Below are 18119 nucleotides of genomic sequence, written 5' to 3'. Positions count from 1 at the left end.
CTAAGCGAAACTGCGCGACAATATGAATGTACTGCACTGCTCGGTCTGGTCCCGAAACCGGAGCCGCTCGCGGATATAAAGGTAAACCTGTCGCTGATCCGGCAGGTCCGTGATCGGGCGATAGGCGACCGCTTCAGGTAGGAATTCGGCGACGGTTTGCGGCAAAACGGTAATCCAGTCTCCAGTCCGAACCAGAGTGATGAGCGAATGCGTATTGTGAATTGTGATCTCAGCCGTTTCGGTGACAGCCTTGAAAGCCGGCGTCTGGATCAGATCACAGAGCGTATTTCGCACAAAAGGGGCGCTGCCAATATCGGCAACTTCCAACGGGTCTGAACGCATGATCAAGGGATGATCTGACGCTGCGACCAAACCAAATGAATCCTGAAACAGCGGGATGGTTCGAACCCCGTTCAACGCATGGTATCCTGAACCGATGCCGATATCCGCCTGATCTTGTGCGATCGCATCCAAAACCTGCTGCGTGTCAGAGTCGCGCAATTCGATTTTCACTCCTGGAAACCTACGCGTCATATGTTCGAGCAGCGGCGGGAAGATCAACGCGCCAACCGACGGGACCGACACGATTCGAACCAGCCCTTGTTCGGCCTGCGCTGCTGCTTCGATGTTCTGGACGGCTTGATCGAACTGCCGCACTTGCCGCAACGCGATCTCAAACACGTGTTCGCCCAATGGCGAAAGTCGGTTCTTGCGCTCGCCCTCGAACAATTTCTGGTCAAGGTGATCTTCCAATTGCTTCAAGGTCATCGACACAGCGGATTGCGTGCGACCAAGCCGATCAGCGGCCTCAACCAGATTGCCGGTCTGCGCCACGGTACAGAAACAACGCAGCATCTCGATCTTGATGGCCAAGTTTCAGTTTCCTTGAAGTGTGTTTAAGTTGTTTGAGTTTGACTGATGCGTGTCCAGGAATCCATCCTGAGACAGGCAAATTCTGACTCTGGGGCGCAACGTGACCAAACTGAACCTGATCGCTGGCGAATGGCTGGCGGGCGAAAGCGAAATTGAAAACCGCAATCCATCGGACCTGAGCGATCTGGTCGGCATGTTTGCTCAGGCCAACGCCGATCAGCTTGAGGCGACGCTGGATCAGGCGCGTATCGCACAGGCCGAGTGGGCGGCTTACGGGCTGGAGCGCAAGCAGGCTGTGCTGAACGCCATAGGCAACGAACTGATGGCCCGCGCCGAAGAGCTGGGCACGCTGTTGGCCCGCGAAGAAGGCAAGCCGCTAGCCGAAGGCAAGGGCGAGGTGTTCCGGGCCGGCCAGTTCTTCACCTACTACGCCGCTGAATGCCTGCGCCAGATCGGTGAAAACGCAGATTCCGTGCGCCCCGACATCGAGATTGACGTGCGGCGCGAGGCGGTTGGCGTGGTCGCCATCATCAGCCCGTGGAACTTCCCCACTGCGACGGCGTCGTGGAAGATTGCACCCGCTCTCTGCTATGGCAACGCGGTGGTCTGGAAGCCTGCCAACATTACGCCGGCTTCGGCAGTGGCTCTGACCGAGATTATTGAGCGGCAGGACATTCCCAAAGGTCTGTTCAGCCTTGTCATGGGGTCAGGACGCAGTATCGGTCAGCGATTGGTCGAAAGCCCGAAAGTTAAAGCAATTTCCTTCACCGGTTCCGTGCCAGTGGGCAAGGGCATTGCAGCTGCCGCTATTCAGAATCTGACCAAAGTGCAGATGGAGATGGGCTCCAAGAACGCATTGGCCGTGATGGACGACGCTGATCTGGATTTGGCGGTAAGTTTGGCACTGGGTGGCGCCTTCGGTGGGACCGGACAGAAATGCACTGCCTCATCTCGGCTGGTGGTGCATGCCGGTATCCATGATGCTTTTGTCGAAAAGCTGGTCGCAGGTGCGCAGGCGATGAAAGTCGGTCATGCGCTTGAAGAGGGCGTTCAGATGGGGCCGGTAGTCAGTCAGCAGCAACTGACAGAAAATCTCGCCTATGTCGATCTGGGCAAATCCGAAGGTGCCGAGTTGGCATGCGGGGGTCAGCGGCTTGAGATGCCGCATGACGGGTTTTACATGTCGCCGGGCGTATTTCTTAACACAACCAATAACATGCGTATCAACCGCGAGGAGATGTTCGCGCCATTAACCAGCGTCATCATGGTCAGCAGCTATGACGAGGCGCTGAGCGTCGTGAATGACACGAATTTCGGCCTAACGTCGGGCATCGTGACCAAATCGCTGGCCCGCGCCACTCACTTCCGCCGCAACGCGCGGACCGGTGTTATCACCGTCAATCTGCCTACTGCGGGCACGGATTATCACGTTCCTTTTGGCGGACGCGGTGACAGCTCTTATGGCCCGCGCGAACAGGGCAAGGCAGCGGCAGAATTCTATACGACCGTCAAAACCGCTTATATCAGCGCGGGTCCAGTCTGATGCGGATCGACGGCCTGCAATATGCCAACTGGTCCGAGAAGATATTCCGCCAACTGCGCGAAGGCGGCGTGGACGCGATCCACGTCACCATCGCTTATCATGAAAACTTTCGTGAAACGGTTCTGAACTTTGAGAAATGGAACCGCTGGTTCGAACAATACCCGGACCTGATCTTGAAGGGGCGGTGGGCCAGCGACATTGACACAGCGCGTGATACAGGGCGCACTGCTGTGTTCTTTGGGTTCCAGAACCCCAGCCCCATCGAAGACGATATTGGCCTGGTCGAGATCCTGCATGATCTGGGCGCGCGGTTTATGCAGCTGACCTATAACAACCAGTCGCTGCTGGCCACCGGATGTTACGAGGCCGAAGACACCGGCATCACCCGCATGGGCAAGCAGGTGATCAAGGAAATGAACCGCGTCGGTCTTGTCGTCGATATGAGCCATTCGGCAGATCGATCGACTATTGAGGCCGCTGAACTGTCCGAGCGTCCCATCGCCATCACTCACGCCAATCCGCACGAATGGTGCTCCGCGCTGCGCAACAAGCGCGATGCGGTGATCCGGGCGGTTACACAAAATGGTGGGATGCTCGGCTTTTCGGTCTATCCTCATCATCTGAAAGACAAGTCCGACTGCACGTTGGAGAGTTTCTGTGAGATGATCGCCCGCACAGCTGATAAATACGGCGCCTCGCATCTGGGGATTGGTACCGACCTGTGCCAGGACCAACCAGACAGCGTCGTCGAATGGATGCGTGTGGGGCGCTGGAGCAAAGAGATCGACTATGGCGAGGGCTCGGCAGCAGCCCCTGGTTTCCCACCAATGCCGGGCTGGTTTCAGGACAATCGCGATTTTGGAAATATTGAGGACGGGCTGCGCGCAACGGGTATGAATGCGGAAGAGATCGCAGGGATCATGGGCGGGAACTGGTACCGCTTCTTTGCTGAGAACTTCGGGCCTCAAGGCGCGTGACTGATCAAGGCCCTCATATCGTGCGCCGCGATCCGGCCGTGGTGATGCGCTTGTCGCGATTGGGGTCGTTGCATCAATGTCGCCTCAGCTTCATGCGGCAACTGACCCGCCGGATGGCCGCTGAGAACTGGAGCTTCACGCGCCCGGTTTTCGAAATTAACGAAAAAGGCGTCGGCCATGCTGTATACACGGCTCAAGGCCCGGAACGTGCCTATTCGCTGGTTGCTTTCGCCCATGACCTGCCGCCCGAAAAACGTTCGGACCGAGTGATTGCCGAGGCGTGGGATGCGACCTTTGCTCTGTTCGATGGTGTCCCCGGCCCAGAAGATATTGAACGTCTTACGCAAAATGTGCCCCTGCAAGAGGCCGGGCGCGTCAGCGAGCGCGAGCTGTCGCTGTCACGCGCTAACCGCTCAGTTCGCCTTTGGGCGCATGTGGTGGATCGTTTGTCCGCCGGTCAGCAACCCGACGTCGAACAGATTTACAAGGTTGGCTATCTGATGCGGACCACCGCGGTATATGGTTCGGGCAAATTCGGCGCAGCGGACCGTGAGAAAATCGCAGATCGCGATGAAGTCAGCGCGCCGTTTCAGGCCGAAATGCTATCAGTCTATCTGACCCGAACATTCGTGCGCGATCTGGTGCAACACATGGCCCGCGCCAAGGGTGGGGATCAGACGGCAGAGCTGGACCCGGATATCGCGCGGTGGCTGGGCATCGGCAATTCAACCGGGCTGGGCATGGCGCCGTTTATCGTCAACCATCCTGTCCTGTTCAACAACTGGATCATGGTCCGGGAAGAGGCCATCGCGCGCGTCCGGTCTGTTGAAACTGCCTCAGAAGCTGAGGTTGCTTGCTTTCGCGATGTGTTCGAGCGCAGCAAATTGTCAACCTCGTGGTGGCGCTCTGAGCATCCCATTCAGATCGAGAAACTGACAGCGCTGAACGCTGATCTGGGTGAAATATCCGACTATCTGGATCAGGCTGATTTGACGCGAAATCATCCATGGAATCGGTTGATCTTGTGGTCACAAGACGCGCTGAGCGAAGAGGGGCAGGAATTGCTGGCCTCGCTGATCCTGGAACCGTATGGCGATCTGGTTGACGGGCTGACAAGCTGCATGGCTGACAGCAATAGCAGGGCGCATGTGATTGATGGAGCAATGCCGGTTGGCGAAGTACGTGATCTGATCCGTGATAGCTTTGGCTGGGCATTAGATCTGGACTGGGACGAGCCAGAGCACTGCGCGCGCGCCTGGTATGTATCCGAAGAAAAGCTTGAACCCCGCCTGGGTGAGCGGTTTATCGAACCGATTGGCGAATACGAACAGCCGCTTGCCCCGGCCCGAGACGCGGCACTGGCGCATAAGGCGCTATCAGATTGGGCGGATGACGACTCTATTGCTGAGTTTCTGTTGCGCCATCCGGAACACCGCCACACGATCCGCCGCGCGCAGATGAGCCGTACCGCGCCTTACGGCGAAATCCGCGACAATACGATCAGTGCGGGTGTATTACCGATCGACATGTTGCGGGCGAAACTGTCGTTTTTTGGTGCCACGCATTTTGATCCACGCTCGGACCGTTGGGTGCGCATCTGCATGTATTCCGGTGCGCCTTATCCAGATGAACTGAGTACCGATTGCGCTGATCTTTGGGTGTACCCGGAGCTTACCACATGAGTTTGTCTCTCAACGAAATTGAAGCCGTCGCCAAGCGGGCGGCACGTGGTGCAGGCTACCAATGGGGTATCGCTGAAGAAGCCGCAAAGGCGACGCGCTGGCTGTGTGCACAAGGTCTCGACGGCGTATTGGAACTGTCGAGCCTGCTGAAGCGCGGGTTTGCCAACAGCGGCGAGGCGCATGTTCCAACTCAACTAAGGGGTGACTGGGTCGGGGATAGCGATTTGTGCCCATTATTGACCGGGGCTTCGCTTTCGGATTGCGCACACCTGCTGCACTCCGGTCCGATCCGGATCAGGCATCTCGCGTCGCCCATGATATTGTTGCCATTTGCAGCGCAGGTAGCACGCGTCCAGAGTCAGATTGCGACTGTCCAATCGGGGGATTTTTCTGCTGTAACCGATGGTGTGCGACTGGTTATGAAAGATGTCTGCCCACCTGTCGCGGACTCGATTGAGGTCGCCTTAAGAGGCACTTTGACCGCGCCATGTGCGTTACACACCCGCGCAACACCCGACCCCAAGGGTTGGGAAATCATTAACAGCTTTGCCCATCGCACCTATGCCCCGGCAACGGAAGAATCCCGCTTGCTCGGCGCGGGTGCCGGGCTTTCCGACAACGACTGAAAAAGAGATTGATATGGTTGAAACCCGCACCCTCTCGCTTGCTGAAATCGAGGATCTGTCATTCCGGGCGCTGGTTGCGGCGGGTACGAGCGAGGAAAACGCACGCCCGTTGGCAATCGCAACCGCCGCGACCGAGGCAGATGGAGTTGGCAGCCATGGTTTGGCTTATATCCCGATCTATTGCGAACATGTCCAATGCGGCAAGGTGGACGGGCAGGCAAAGCCCGAGCTGGCGCAGCCGCGTCCAGGGGTCGTGACTTTAGACGCCGCAACGGGTTTTGCGCATGCGGCGATTGATGTCGGGTTCGAGGCCCTGATCCCTGCGGCCCGCGAACAAGGGATCGCCGCGCTTGCAATTCGAAACAGCTATAATTGCGGCGTCCTTGGCTATCATACCTATCGTCTGGCGCAGGCGGGTCTGGTTGGGCTGGGGTTCACCAACGCCCCAGCCTCAATCGCGCCTTCAGGAGGGTCCAAGCCTGTCGTAGGCACCAATCCGTTCTCAATCGCAGTGCCGAGCACAGACGGGCAGCCGGCTTTGTTGATTGACCAGAGCGCCAGCACAATCGCTAAGAGCGAGGTCATGAAACACGCCCGCGAAGGCAAGCCGATCCCAGTTGGCTGGGCGCTGGACGTGGACGGAAATCCCACGACGGACCCAAATGTCGGGCTCAAAGGATCAATGGCTCCGTCAGGTGGCTACAAGGGCGTCGGCGTTGCTTTGCTGACCGAAGTTTTGGCCGCAGCGCTGGCTGGCGCTACGCTGGGAATACATGCTTCCCCCTTTTCCGGCACCGCTGGCGGTCCTCCAAAAACGGGTCAGTTCTTTATCGCAATTGACGCTTCTGCCACCTCAGATGACACGTTTTCGTCCAGTATTGTCGACCTTGTCGAAGCGATCCGTTCTCAGGACGGTGCACATTTGCCCGGTGACGGTCGCCGGGCAAAGCGTTTGGCGGCCAAAACAGATGGTGTCGCTGTTAATATTGCGACACTCGACAAAATCCAGGCTCTGCTGACGTAGGGCCTTGCGGCGAAGGTTCGGAACGCCTCCAGAACTCAATTCTGGAAATCAGGACACAGCGACAGCATAACCCTTAGGGACAAGGGCAACTACAAAACTAAGTTGATTTAATGGTGCTGCTGGAGAGAATTGAACTCTCGACCTCTCCCTTACCAAGGGAGTGCTCTACCTCTGAGCTACAGCAGCGCTGTGGGCGGGTGATTAGACTCAAACGAAACGCGGCGCAAGGGTGTCTGGACGGTTTTTTTCCACTGCTGTAGAGAAAGACAATGGCAGACAAAAATTCACCCAAAAAACACGGTAAATCCGGGGAAACGCGCGAAGACCGTTTGAAGGCGGCGCTGAAAGCGAACATGGCGCGGCGTAAGGCGCAGGCCAAGGCGCGGGCGGCCTCCGGGGACAAAGCCGGCAAGGACGAGGGATAAGAGCAGATGGATTCGATTCTGGTGACGGGGAATGGCCCGCTGAATGGGCAGATTCCGATTGCGGGGGCGAAAAACGCGTGTTTGACGCTGATGCCCGCGACATTGCTCAGCGAAGAACCGCTGACGCTGACCAATGCGCCGCGGCTGAGCGATATTAAGACAATGACCGCTTTGCTGCAGTCGCTGGGGGCAGAGGTGTCCGCGCTGCAGGATGGGCAGGTGATTGCGATGTCCAGCCACAGCCTGACCAGCCATGTGGCAGATTATGACATTGTGCGGAAGATGCGCGCGTCGAATCTGGTGCTTGGGCCTTTGCTGGCGCGGTTCGGGCAGGCGGTTGTGTCGCTGCCCGGTGGATGTGCCATCGGTGCACGCCCGATGGACCTGCACGTCGAAGGGTTGGAGGCGCTGGGAGCCGAGATTGAACTGAAAGACGGGTATCTGCACGCCAAGGCCCCCGGTGGGCTGAAGGGTGCGGTGCATGAGATGCGCTTTGCCTCCGTTGGCGCGACCGAGAATATCGTCATGGCGGCTACGCTGGCCAAGGGCACCACGGTGCTGAAGAACGCCGCGCGCGAGCCCGAGATCGTTGATCTGGTCGAATGCCTGCGCAAGATGGGTGCTCAGATTTCGGGCGAGGGGACCTCGACGATCAAAATTCAGGGTGTTGACCGATTACATGGCGCGACCCATCAGGTCGTGACTGACCGGATTGAGCTGGGCACCTATATGCTGGCCCCAGCCATATGCGGAGGAGAGGTCGAGCTGCTGGGTGGGCGCATGGCGCTGGTTGAAAGCTTTGCCGCCAAGTTGGACGCGGCGGGGATCAGTGTTTCCGAGACCGAGAAGGGCTTGAAAGTCACTCGCAAGAACGGGCGTATAACTTCGGTGGATGTGGTCACTGAACCCTTTCCGGGTTTTCCGACCGACCTGCAGGCGCAAATGATGGCGTTGATGTGTACGGCCGAAGGCACCTCGGTGCTGGAAGAGCGTATTTTCGAGAATCGCTTTATGCACGCGCCGGAACTGGTTCGTATGGGTGCAAATATCGAGGTGCATGGCGGCACCGCCACCGTCACTGGTGTTGAACGATTGAAAGGCGCTCCGGTGATGGCAACGGATCTTCGGGCCTCTGTCTCTTTGATCCTGGCCGGTATGGCGGCGGAGGGTGAGACAACGGTCAGCCGGGTCTATCATCTGGACCGCGGATATGAGCATGTGGTGCGCAAGCTGGAAGGCGTGGGCGCAAAGATTGAACGGATTAAGGGCCAATGACAGACGCGAGTTTCAAAGACGGCCGCGAGGCACCGCTGAACCTGGGGGCCGAGGATGCTGATGACCTTCAGGTCATAGCGACCTTGACACAGGATGCGATATTCCCGGTTACCGAGATGACCTGGCAGCCCGGACAGCGCCGCTTTGCGCTGTTGCTCAACCGCTTTCGTTGGGAAGACAAGGATGCCGCCGCTCGGCGCGGCCGTGCTTTTGAGCGGGTGCAGGCCGTGTTGATGTTCGGTTCGGTCCTGTCAGTGGCCAGTCAGGGCATCGATCGCAGCGACAAGGATATGATCCTGTCCTTGTTGGCTGTCGAATTCGAGCCGGGCGAGGATGGCGCGGGCCAGATCCTGCTGACGCTGGCCGGAGATGGTGCGATCCGCCTGTCGGTTGAAGCTATTGATGCCACGCTCAAGGATGTCACTCGCCCTTACAAAGCGCCATCTGGCCACGCGCCGCATCACCCCGAGTGAAGAACAAGCGCGGCATTGCACAGGCTTTCCCGAACCTGGCGCAAGGTATCACGATACGCCATGCGACTGTGTTCGATGTGTTTGGCATGAGCCGCGTGTTGGTCCGCTCGATTGGCGATTTGTGCCAGGCGGATCATCTGGATGACCCCGAAAAACTGAGGCTATGGACCGCCAACAAGGATCCGGCCTCAATCCGCACCTGGATCGAATCCGGGGCCGAGCTTTGGGTGGTTACGGAAGGTGATGAGGTTGCCGCTGTGGGCGGCTTGCGCGCCGAAGCGGAGATTTCGCTGCTCTATGTGGACCCCGACCACGCGGCGCGCGGGCTTGGAGCGGCCCTGCTGCAGCGGTTGGAGGATGAACTGCGCGCGCAAGGCTGCGTTGAGGCACATTTGCACGCCACCAAAACAGCCCATGCGTTCTATCGCAAACAAGGTTGGCAGGAACACGGTGACCCAACCAAATGGCATGGCATCCCGCAATTTCCGATGCGCAAATCGTTGCACCTCTCTGGCTAAGGGTTGAGGCCGCCCGGTCCCGGCGATAAGACCCGGTGAAACGCTCTCGGAGTTCCCACTATGCCTGTTTTCCTCGACACGACCTCCGCCGAATTTGAACCTGCATTTCAAACGCTGCTGTCCGCCAAGCGTGAGGACAGCCCCGATGTGGATGCGGTCGTCGCGCAGATCATCGACGATGTGCGTGCCCGGGGCGATGCGGCTGTGATCGAGTTGACGTCGAAATTCGACCGGTTGCAGCTGACGCCCGAGACAATGGCCTTTTCGGCAGAAGAAATTGCTGAGGCTGTCGTGCAGGTCTCGCCCGAGGATCGCGCCGCGCTGGAACTGGCCGCCGTGCGCATTCGGGCTTATCACGAGAGGCAGATGCCCGAGGATCACCAATGGACGGATGAGACCGGCGCGACGCTTGGCTGGCGTTGGTCTGCGGTCTCGGCGGCGGGGCTCTATGTGCCAGGCGGGTTGGCGTCATACCCCTCTTCGGTGCTGATGAACGCGATCCCGGCGAAGGTTGCGGGCGTCGAGCGGCTGGCGATCGTGGTGCCTACGCCGGATGGGCAAGTGAACCCGCTGGTTCTGCTGGCGGCACAGCTGTCTAGTGTGGATGAGGTCTATCGCATCGGTGGTGCACAAGCGGTTGCCGCGCTTGCATATGGGACCGAGACCATCGCGCCTGTCGACAAAATTACGGGCCCCGGCAACGCCTTTGTGGCTGCCGCTAAACGCCGGGTCTTTGGCAAGGTCGGCATCGACATGATCGCGGGACCGTCAGAGATTCTGGTGATCGCCGATAAGAACAATGATCCCGATTGGATCGCTCTGGATCTACTCAGCCAAGCAGAACATGACGAAAGTGCGCAATCCATCCTGATCACTGATGATGCTGGTTTCGGTCAGGCCGTAGCGCAAACTGTCGACAAACGTCTTGAGACGCTGGAGCGCCGCGCGATCGCAGGCGCAAGCTGGCGCGATTTTGGCGCCGTCATCATTGTACAGGACCTGGACGAAGCCGCAGCGCTGTCCAATCGGATCGCTCCCGAACACCTTGAACTCTGCGTTGCTGACCCCGAAGCGCTCAGCCAGAAAACCATCCACGCAGGTGCGATCTTCCTCGGGCAATACACGCCCGAGGCCATTGGCGACTATGTTGGTGGACCAAATCACGTATTGCCAACGGCGCGTTCGGCGCGGTTTTCATCGGGCCTCAGCGTGATGGACTTCCTCAAACGCACAACGCTCAGTCAGATGACACCCGAGGCCCTGCGCGCCATCGGCCCGGCTGCTGAAACGTTGGCCCAATCCGAAAGCCTTGAGGCGCACGGGCTGTCGGTGACCGCCCGTCTGAAACGGCTGAACGGCTGATGCGACGCAAAGACCTGTGCTTCATGGCGTTTCTGTGCGTTGCCCATTGAAATTCATTGTTATAGGTCTGTGCAGACGCAAGGATTGTGACCGTTAAGATGACCCGTATCTCGCATATCGAACTGGATGACCGAAACCTGCCTCCGCCAACACCGGAGATTGAGCAGGAGCGTAAGGTTGCCATCTATGATCTGCTTGAGGAGAACTCGTTCACCTTGCCCGTACGCGACGACCGGGCAATCCCGGACGGTCCTTATCATCTGCAACTGTCGATCCGTGACAAACGGCTGGTCTTTGACATCGAAACTGAGGCCAGCGAAAAAGCGGCCGAGTTTCACCTTTCGCTGGGGCCGTTCCGTCAAGTAGTCAAAGACTATTTCCAGATTTGTGAGAGCTATTTCAACGCGGTGAAGAATCTACCGCCCAGCCAGATCGAAACCATCGACATGGCACGGCGCGGTATTCACAATGAAGGCAGCCGCGTGTTGCAGGAACGGCTGGAAGGCAAAGCCGAGGTTGATACAGATACCGCCCGCCGCCTCTTCACGCTGATCTGCGTGCTGCATTTCGGAGGCTAACGGGTGACGCCTCTGCCGCAGTCGATCCTGTTCTGTTGCGACCATAATTCGGTTCGGTCCCCGATGGCCGAAGGCATCATGAAGAAATTCTATGGCACCGGCACTTATGTCCAATCCGCCGGGGTACATAGCGATCTTGAGATTGACGGCTTTTGCATCGCGGTCTGTCACGAGATTGATGTCGAATTGTCCCGCCACCGCAGTCGGTCATTCGACGAAATGGAGGAATGGGGGGATGACCTCAGCTCATTTGACTTGATCGTCGCACTTTCGCCCGCAAGCCAACGTCGGGCGTTGGAACTGACCCGGATTTTTCACCTGGATGTCGATTATTGGCCAATAATGGACCCTACTGGATTAGGCGAGACGCGCGAAGAAAAGCTACGTCACTATCGACAAACCCGCGATCAGATCATCTCGCATCTGAAGGACCGCTGGGGCGAACCAACGGAGTGATCATGAACCCGACCGTCAAAAGCTATTTCGATGCCTTCAATGCGGGTGATGTGGAGGGCATGCTGGCCTGTCTGTCCGACGATGTGGCCCATCACGTGAACGAAGGTCAAATCCGGGTGGGCAAAGAGAAATTTGCGGCCTTTTGCACGCATATGAACCGCTGTTACCGTGAAAATCTGACCGATATCGTGGTTTTCGAGGCCGAAGGTGGCGCCCGTGCTGCCGCCGAATTCATCGTCAACGGCACCTATCTGGAGACTGACGAGGGCCTTCCGGAAGCGCGTGGTCAAACCTATCGCCTGCCAGCGGGTTCGTTCTTTGACCTCAAGGATGGCAAGATCACCCGCGTGACGACGTTCTACAATCTAGCTGACTGGACCAAACAGGTATCGAATGGCTGAGGTTTCGCAGGTCCGCGCGCTCTCCGGGTCGGCGTTGGTCGATGCGCTGGACGATGTGGCGTGCCTGCGGATCAATGTGTTTCACGCCTGGCCATATCTCTATGATGGTGATTTGGAGTATGAGCGCAAATACCTGCAGTCTTACATCGATAGTGACAGGGCAATTGTCGTTGGGGCGTTTGACGCAGACACCTTGGTTGGTGCTTCGACCGGCGCCCCCCTTGAGGATCACGCAGAGGATTTCGCCGCTGCGTTTGAAGGCTCAGGCCTGAGGCTAAGCGATATATTCTATTGCGCGGAATCTGTTCTGCTGCCGCAATATCGCGGACAAGGCGTGGGGCATGCGTTCTTTGATCAACGAGAAGCCCACGCCCGTGCATTGGGTTTTTCCAAGTGCTCGTTTTGCAGCGTAGTACGCCCTGATGACCATCCCATGCGGCCCGATCATTATCGCCCATTGGACGGTTTTTGGCGCGCGCGCGGATATGTGCCGCTGCCTGGCGTCGTGGCGCAATTCTCGTGGAAAGATCGGGGCAATGATGGCGAGACTTTGAAACCGCTACAATTCTGGATCCGCGATTTATAGGACGCGCGCGCTTTGTGAAAAACGGTGATGCCTTTTGTTTAGGTAGCGCTCTGATCGGGACAAATTGGCCAAATTTGCCCAGAACACCCCATGATTGTATGGTTTGGCTATATTCAATAGCGCGTATTCTTGGGGAAATTTGATGAAACCTGCGTTCAACCGCCTGATGCTGGCCTTGGTGCCGCTGGCCCTAATCTCTGGCTGTGCCTACGAAAACAGAGCCTTCAATGCTGAACAGGCCATTTTGGCGAATACATCCGGCGATGAAGTTAAGCACGCGATAACTGTTGGTGGTGCCTTCCAATCACCGCCTGAAACGTTTCAATCCAGCAGCGTTTTGCTGGATCGCGATCCCATTCGCACCGCGTATTATGCCCTTCAGCTTTCTGATGCCTACAAGCGGCTGGGCGATGAAGCAGCCCGTAATCGGGATCTGACCGCTGCGGCACTGATCACGGTTGCCGGTGGTGCAGCGCTGGGAAGTGCGGCTTCGATTTCGGGGAAAGACCTGGCACTAGTGTTAGCCGGAGGAGCTTTGATCAATGAGGGCGCCAAATACGTAAACCCGAATAGCGCGGCGCAAGCATTCTATATCGCGTCGGAGTCAATGGCATGTGCAAGCACCGCTATCGCTGCTCATGTGACCAAAGATACACCACCTAGTATTCGAGTGACCTCCTTAACGCTGTGGTACATTCGGAAGATCGAGGTCCTGTTGCGCGCATCATTGAAACGCGATGTTCCAGATTGGGATACGTTGCTGGAAAATCTCGGTCTAAAGGGGGGTGCCGGAGGCGCATCAGTCGAATCGACCGCAGACGGGGTAGATCTTGAAGCGTTGGAAGCAGACTTGGAAAAATGTCTTAGACGCGAGCCAGTTGAGTGAGCATAGTCAAGACTCAGCATCCTGAGCTTGTGGCGACTCTCCGAGGTTCATTGGTTGCCGTGACTTTCCCCTCGATGCCTCAGGACGAAAACTGCCGCCGTTTTGCCGCTCGGATTTCGCGGGCCTGCTGTTCCTGACCGATACGGAAAGACGACTCGACAAAATCCATATGGCGTCGGGCGGCTGCTTCGGCGCGGTCTGGGTCACCGTCGATGATGGCTTGCGCAATTTCCTTGTGTTGCTCCAGAAGCACCTCTCCGGTGCCATCCATCATGCGCAGAAATCGGCGGTTATAGAACACACCCTGGCGGGTGAGGTCATAAATCGATGCCATCATATGGATCAGCGTCGTGTTCTGGCTCGCATCGGCAACGGCGGCATGGAGCCGGATATCAGCCTCTTCACTTGCATCCTGATCGTCAAGTTCCCATGCTTTCTGCATATCCTCGATGATTTCTGCGATACGCTCCTTGTCTGATTGCGTCGCCCGCTGCGCTGCCAGGCGGCTGGCAAAGGCCTCTTGTTCGCGCCGATATTCAAGATAGTCGTAGAATGCAGTGCCATGCCGCGCATAAAGCGACAACAGGGCAGGGGACATCGCCCGACCGGTAAGCGCTGCGATGAATGTGCCCTCACCGTGGCGCACCGTCACTAGGCCGCGATTTTCGAGTGTTTGAAGCGCTTCGCGCAATTTCGGCCGCGATACGCCTAGTGCTTCGGCGAGCTCTCTTTCAGAGGGGATTTTTCGACCTTCTTTCAAGATGCCGTCCACGATCATGGTCTCGATCTGGGCAACAACGGCGTCAGCAATTGATTCGTGACCTACAGGGTCAAAAAGGCTGTTTTCGCTCATAATACCTGTCCGAGAGCTGATGTGGTGGGTGAATGAGTTGTTTATAAAGTTTACCACTTCATCTCAGTATTGCAAGAAGTTCTACCCAATAATACGGATGCCAAAAATTCACGTAACTAATTGTTAAAAATAGATTACAGAAAATTCCGTTGAAATTATCCTTTGAAAACGCCCGCCCTCTGTCTAGCGGTCAGCTAAATCGCCTCTCACAAAGTGGTAAATAAAATTGTTGACTGATTAATCCGGTCAATAATATTTACCACTCAGGCCGTGCAAACGGCGAAAGTTGCAGCCAGATCGTTGGCTGATCTTTACCTTGGAGGAGACCTCATGAAGACCACACTGACATCGCTCGCCGTTGCGGCCTCACTGTTGGCAGCCCCAGTTGCCCATGCCGCAGACAAGATGCTGCTGAAAACACCAATCGCATTTTCCACCGCCCTGCCGGGCCTCGGCTCGCCGATCCCGCGCGTGGCAGAACAGCTGGACCTGATGTCCGGCGGTACATTGAAAATGAAGGTTTATGAGCCCGGCAAGCTGGTTCCGCCGTTTGAAATTCTGGATGCGGTGTCTTCTGGCAAGATCAACTCGGGCTACACCACTGCCGGATACTGGGCGGGTAAAATACCGGCCGCGCCGCTGTTCTCGGCTGTTCCGTTTGGTCCGGAAGCGGGCGAATACATGGCGTGGCTGTATTACGGCAATGGCATGAGCCTGTATCAGGAGATGTATGATCAGGCGGGTTTCAACGTCCACGTCATCCCCTGCGCGATCATCGCCCCCGAAACTTCGGGCTGGTTCGCGAATGAGATCAACAGCCCCGAAGACCTGAATGGTCTGAAGATGCGCTTCTTTGGTCTGGGCGGTGAAGTGATGCAGAAGCTGGGTGTGGCGACTTCGCTGCTGCCTGGCGGCGAGATTTTCCCGGCGCTGGAAAAAGGCGCGATTGACGCGACCGAATTCTCGATGCCTGCGATTGATGCGCGTCTCGGCTTCCACAAGCTGGTCAAGTACAACTACTTCCCCGGCTGGCACCAGCAAGCGACCGTGTTCGAACTGATGATCAACAAGGACGTCTGGAACGAAGCCAGCGACCAGCACAAAGCGATCATCGAAAATGCTTGCAAAGCCTCGATGGCCGACAGCTTTGCCGAAGGTGAAGCGATACAGCACGCGGCCCTGTTGGACAACGTCGAAAACAACGGCGTCCAGATCAAGCAGTGGAATGATGAAATGCTGTCGACCTTCCGCGCGACTTGGGAAGAAGTGGCTGAAGAGCAAGCTGCCAACGACGAATTCTTCGCCAAGGTTCTGGCCGATATGAACGAATTCCGCGACGGTTACGCCGTTTGGAAAGAGAACGCGTTCCTCCCCCGCAAGTAAACTAGTTGCTTGCAATTGTCCGGGGGCGGCTTCCTTCCGCCGCCCTCGTACAGCTCTGATTTTCTTCATTTTCCCAAACATTCCGGGCGCATTCACGTCCCCACCGCCAAACTCTTGAGGAGGAGACCATGGCCGAGACACAGCGTCATCAGGACGACCCGATTGAAGTCTATGAAAGCATCCTTGAGCATGGGGAGCCCGATCGCCAGAAACTGGCCGTTGCCATCGACAACGGCGTCAAGGCGGTGGGTCATGTGGTCATGTGGGCAAATCTGCTGCTGGTTGCGGCCATCGTTTCGCAAGTGGCGATGCGCTATCTGCTGAACCAGAACTATCCCAAGCTGGATGAGATTCAGTGGCATTTCTATGGTCTGGTGACGATGATCGGCATTTCTTATGCGCTGGTCACTGACAGCCACGTGCGGGTCGACCTGCTGCACATGCAGCTCAGCCAGCGCGCGCGGCGGATCATTGAGATCATCGGCATCTTCACACTGCTGGTTCCGTTCATCTATCTGATGATCGATCAGGGGTATGACTATTTCTACGAAAGCTGGCGCGTCAACGAATCCTCGGACAGCCCCACAGGTCTGCCCGCGCGTTGGGCCTTGAAAGGTGTGATCCCGGCCAGTTTTGTATTGCTGGCATTGGCTGCGGCGGCGCGGCTGATCCACGACGTGCACGCCCTGTTCATTAATCTGGAGGAAGAGCGGCAGGGCAAGGGACTGCGCCTGATTATCTGGGCGCTGGTGGGCTTTGCCGTGGTGGCGACCGCGCTGACCTTCCTGGTGGAAACGACCGAGGAAAAACTGGTCATCGCGATGTTCCTGACCTTCATCGCGCTGCTTTTCACCGGCTTCCCCGTGGCATGGACGCTGGCGGGGGTCGGGGTCGCATATTGCGGGCTCGCCTATCTGTTCGACAATGGCATGATGAACTGGACCGGGCTTGAGGAAACTCTCACCGGTCTGGATTATCTGACGCTGGGCGCGGTGGTGAACCGGGTCTATGCCACCATGTCCAACGCCGTTCTGGTCGCGCTGCCGATGTTCATCTTCATGGGCCTGATGCTGGACGAATCCGGTGTGGCCGAGCGTCTGATGACCTCAATGCAGCGCCTGTTTGGTACGGTGCGCGGCGGGCTGGCGATCACGGTGACAATGATCGGTATCATCCTGGCCGCCTCAACTGGCATTATCGGAGCCTCGGTGGTGCTGCTGGGCGTGCTGTCGCTGCCCTCGATGATGGAGCAGAAATACAGCCCCTCTTTGGCCGCTGGTGTGGTCAGCGCGTCAGGCACGCTGGGCATCCTCATTCCGCCGTCGATCATGCTGGTAATCATGGCCGATCAAATGGCGCTGTCGGTTGGGGATCTGTTCATGGCGGCCGTCTTCCCCGGTGTGATCATTGGCGCGCTGTACTTGACCTATATCTTCGTCATCGCCCTGATCAAACGCGACGTGGCCCCGGTGCCCGAGGGTGCTAAGCGCCCCGACTGGAACGCGGTTAAGGACGTGCTGATCGCCGTTCTGCCGACGCTGGCTCTGATCCTTGCCGTGCTGGGTTCGATCTTTGCGGGCCTGACCACACCGACCGAAGCTTCGGGCGTAGGTGCGCTGGGTGCCACACTGCTGGCGCTGGGATATCGCAAGCTGACGCTGGCCAAGCTGGTGAACGTGCTGAAAGCCACGTTCAACACCACCGCCTATATCTTCGCGATCTTCCTGGGTGCGACCGTGTTCTCATACGTCCTGCGTGAACTGGGCGGTGATGCGCTGATCGAGGATATGATCCACGGTACTGGGCTTGGGCCTAATGGCACCGTCTTTATGATCCTATTCATTGTCTTCCTGCTGGGCTTTGTTCTTGACTGGATCGAAATCACGCTAATCGTCCTGCCCCTGATGCGCCCCATTGTGAATGGGCTGGGTCTGGACATCGACGGCTTTGGCGTCATCGATGAACCGGCACTGGTGTGGTTCGTGATTCTTGTGGCGGTAACTTTGCAGACGTCATTCCTGACGCCGCCGGTTGGCTTTGCGCTCTTCTACCTCAAAGGTGTCTGCCCGCCTGAGATCAAATTGACCGATATCTACAAAGGCATCATTCCATTTGTGATCCTGCAGCTGACCGGTTTGTTCTTTGTCTTCCTCTGGCCGCAGCTGGCAACGTGGTTGCCCTCGGTCGCCTATTGAGGA

Annotated in this window: 19 protein-coding genes and 1 tRNA gene; 17 read left to right on the top strand and 3 right to left on the bottom strand. The window is 57.4% G+C overall.

The annotated features are described in order from the left end of the window. On the bottom strand, positions 1-873 hold the full coding sequence (locus tag ACR0NN_RS23115) for a LysR family transcriptional regulator (protein ID WP_170727252.1): 873 nt from the start codon (positions 871-873) through the stop codon (positions 1-3). Between the two features lie 100 nt (positions 874-973). On the opposite strand from ACR0NN_RS23115, the gene ACR0NN_RS23110 reads away from it, so the two are divergent. From ACR0NN_RS23110 to ACR0NN_RS23090, 5 genes are read left to right on the top strand one after another with little or no spacing between them, the layout of a single operon-like run. Further along, on the top strand, positions 974-2416 hold the full coding sequence (locus ACR0NN_RS23110) for an aldehyde dehydrogenase family protein (protein ID WP_170727249.1): 1443 nt from the start codon (positions 974-976) through the stop codon (positions 2414-2416). Then, positions 2416-3393, top strand: coding sequence for a membrane dipeptidase (locus tag ACR0NN_RS23105; protein ID WP_170727247.1), 978 nt, complete (start codon positions 2416-2418; stop codon positions 3391-3393). The genes ACR0NN_RS23110 and ACR0NN_RS23105 overlap by 1 nt, the downstream gene beginning before the upstream one ends. 44 nt (positions 3394-3437) lie before the next feature. Continuing rightward, complete coding sequence (locus ACR0NN_RS23100) at positions 3438-5075, top strand: hypothetical protein (RefSeq protein ID WP_170727407.1); 1638 nt, start codon at positions 3438-3440, stop codon at positions 5073-5075. Further along, positions 5072-5701 (top strand): DUF3726 domain-containing protein, encoded by a 630-nt coding sequence (locus ACR0NN_RS23095; RefSeq protein ID WP_170727244.1) that lies wholly within the window; start codon positions 5072-5074, stop codon positions 5699-5701. Before ACR0NN_RS23100 ends, ACR0NN_RS23095 begins: the two co-directional genes overlap by 4 nt. Before the next feature lie 13 nt (positions 5702-5714). Further along, entirely contained in the window at positions 5715-6725 is a 1011-nt protein-coding gene (locus ACR0NN_RS23090) for an Ldh family oxidoreductase (protein ID WP_170727241.1), read from the top strand. Positions 6726-6836: 111 nt separating this feature from the next. On the opposite strand, the gene ACR0NN_RS23085 is transcribed toward ACR0NN_RS23090, so the two are convergent. Next, a tRNA-Thr gene (locus tag ACR0NN_RS23085) sits at positions 6837-6911 on the bottom strand. Between the two features lie 83 nt (positions 6912-6994). Between ACR0NN_RS23085 and ACR0NN_RS23080 the strand changes: the two genes are divergently transcribed. The 10 genes from ACR0NN_RS23080 (at position 6995) to ACR0NN_RS23035 (ending at position 13685) form a co-directional block, all read left to right on the top strand. Then, positions 6995-7150 (top strand): hypothetical protein, encoded by a 156-nt coding sequence (locus tag ACR0NN_RS23080; protein WP_170727239.1) that lies wholly within the window; start codon positions 6995-6997, stop codon positions 7148-7150. A gap of 6 nt (positions 7151-7156) precedes the next feature. Then, on the top strand, positions 7157-8425 hold the full coding sequence (murA, locus tag ACR0NN_RS23075; RefSeq protein WP_170727235.1) for a UDP-N-acetylglucosamine 1-carboxyvinyltransferase: 1269 nt from the start codon (positions 7157-7159) through the stop codon (positions 8423-8425). Then, a complete protein-coding gene (locus ACR0NN_RS23070; RefSeq protein WP_170727229.1) occupies positions 8422-8898 on the top strand; it encodes a DUF2948 family protein in 477 nt (158 codons plus the stop codon). The genes murA and ACR0NN_RS23070 overlap by 4 nt, the downstream gene beginning before the upstream one ends. Continuing rightward, positions 8895-9416, top strand: coding sequence for a GNAT family N-acetyltransferase (locus tag ACR0NN_RS23065; protein WP_170727202.1), 522 nt, complete (start codon positions 8895-8897; stop codon positions 9414-9416). Before ACR0NN_RS23070 ends, ACR0NN_RS23065 begins: the two co-directional genes overlap by 4 nt. A 60-nt stretch (positions 9417-9476) precedes the next feature. Next, a complete protein-coding gene (gene hisD / locus ACR0NN_RS23060; protein ID WP_170727201.1) occupies positions 9477-10778 on the top strand; it encodes a histidinol dehydrogenase in 1302 nt (433 codons plus the stop codon). Between the two features lie 98 nt (positions 10779-10876). Further along, a complete protein-coding gene (locus ACR0NN_RS23055) occupies positions 10877-11356 on the top strand; it encodes a UPF0262 family protein (protein WP_170687483.1) in 480 nt (159 codons plus the stop codon). Positions 11357-11359: 3 nt separating this feature from the next. Further along, positions 11360-11812 carry an arsenate-mycothiol transferase ArsC gene (locus tag ACR0NN_RS23050; RefSeq protein ID WP_170727200.1) on the top strand — a complete coding sequence of 151 codons (453 nt, stop codon included), beginning with the start codon at positions 11360-11362 and terminating at the stop codon, positions 11810-11812. Positions 11813-11814: 2 nt separating this feature from the next. Then, positions 11815-12213 (top strand): ketosteroid isomerase-related protein, encoded by a 399-nt coding sequence (locus ACR0NN_RS23045; RefSeq protein ID WP_170727199.1) that lies wholly within the window; start codon positions 11815-11817, stop codon positions 12211-12213. Then, positions 12206-12799: a GNAT family N-acetyltransferase gene (locus tag ACR0NN_RS23040; RefSeq protein ID WP_170727198.1), complete on the top strand. Its 594-nt coding sequence runs from the start codon at positions 12206-12208 to the stop codon at positions 12797-12799. The genes ACR0NN_RS23045 and ACR0NN_RS23040 overlap by 8 nt, the downstream gene beginning before the upstream one ends. 142 nt (positions 12800-12941) lie before the next feature. Next, complete coding sequence (locus ACR0NN_RS23035; RefSeq protein WP_170727197.1) at positions 12942-13685, top strand: hypothetical protein; 744 nt, start codon at positions 12942-12944, stop codon at positions 13683-13685. Positions 13686-13764: 79 nt separating this feature from the next. Here ACR0NN_RS23035 and ACR0NN_RS23030 read toward each other — a convergent pair whose 3' ends face one another. Next, entirely contained in the window at positions 13765-14538 is a 774-nt protein-coding gene (locus ACR0NN_RS23030) for a FadR/GntR family transcriptional regulator (RefSeq protein ID WP_170727195.1), read from the bottom strand. A gap of 330 nt (positions 14539-14868) precedes the next feature. Between ACR0NN_RS23030 and ACR0NN_RS23025 the strand changes: the two genes are divergently transcribed. Beyond that, complete coding sequence (locus ACR0NN_RS23025) at positions 14869-15921, top strand: TRAP transporter substrate-binding protein (RefSeq protein ID WP_170727192.1); 1053 nt, start codon at positions 14869-14871, stop codon at positions 15919-15921. Positions 15922-16049: 128 nt separating this feature from the next. After that, complete coding sequence (locus tag ACR0NN_RS23020; protein ID WP_170727190.1) at positions 16050-18116, top strand: TRAP transporter large permease subunit; 2067 nt, start codon at positions 16050-16052, stop codon at positions 18114-18116. The last annotated feature ends 3 nt before the right edge of the window (positions 18117-18119 follow it).

The organism is Ruegeria sp. BA2 (assembly GCF_056539605.1).
Note: the sequence above shows the minus strand (reverse complement) of the source record. Positions and strands in the feature narration are given on the sequence as shown.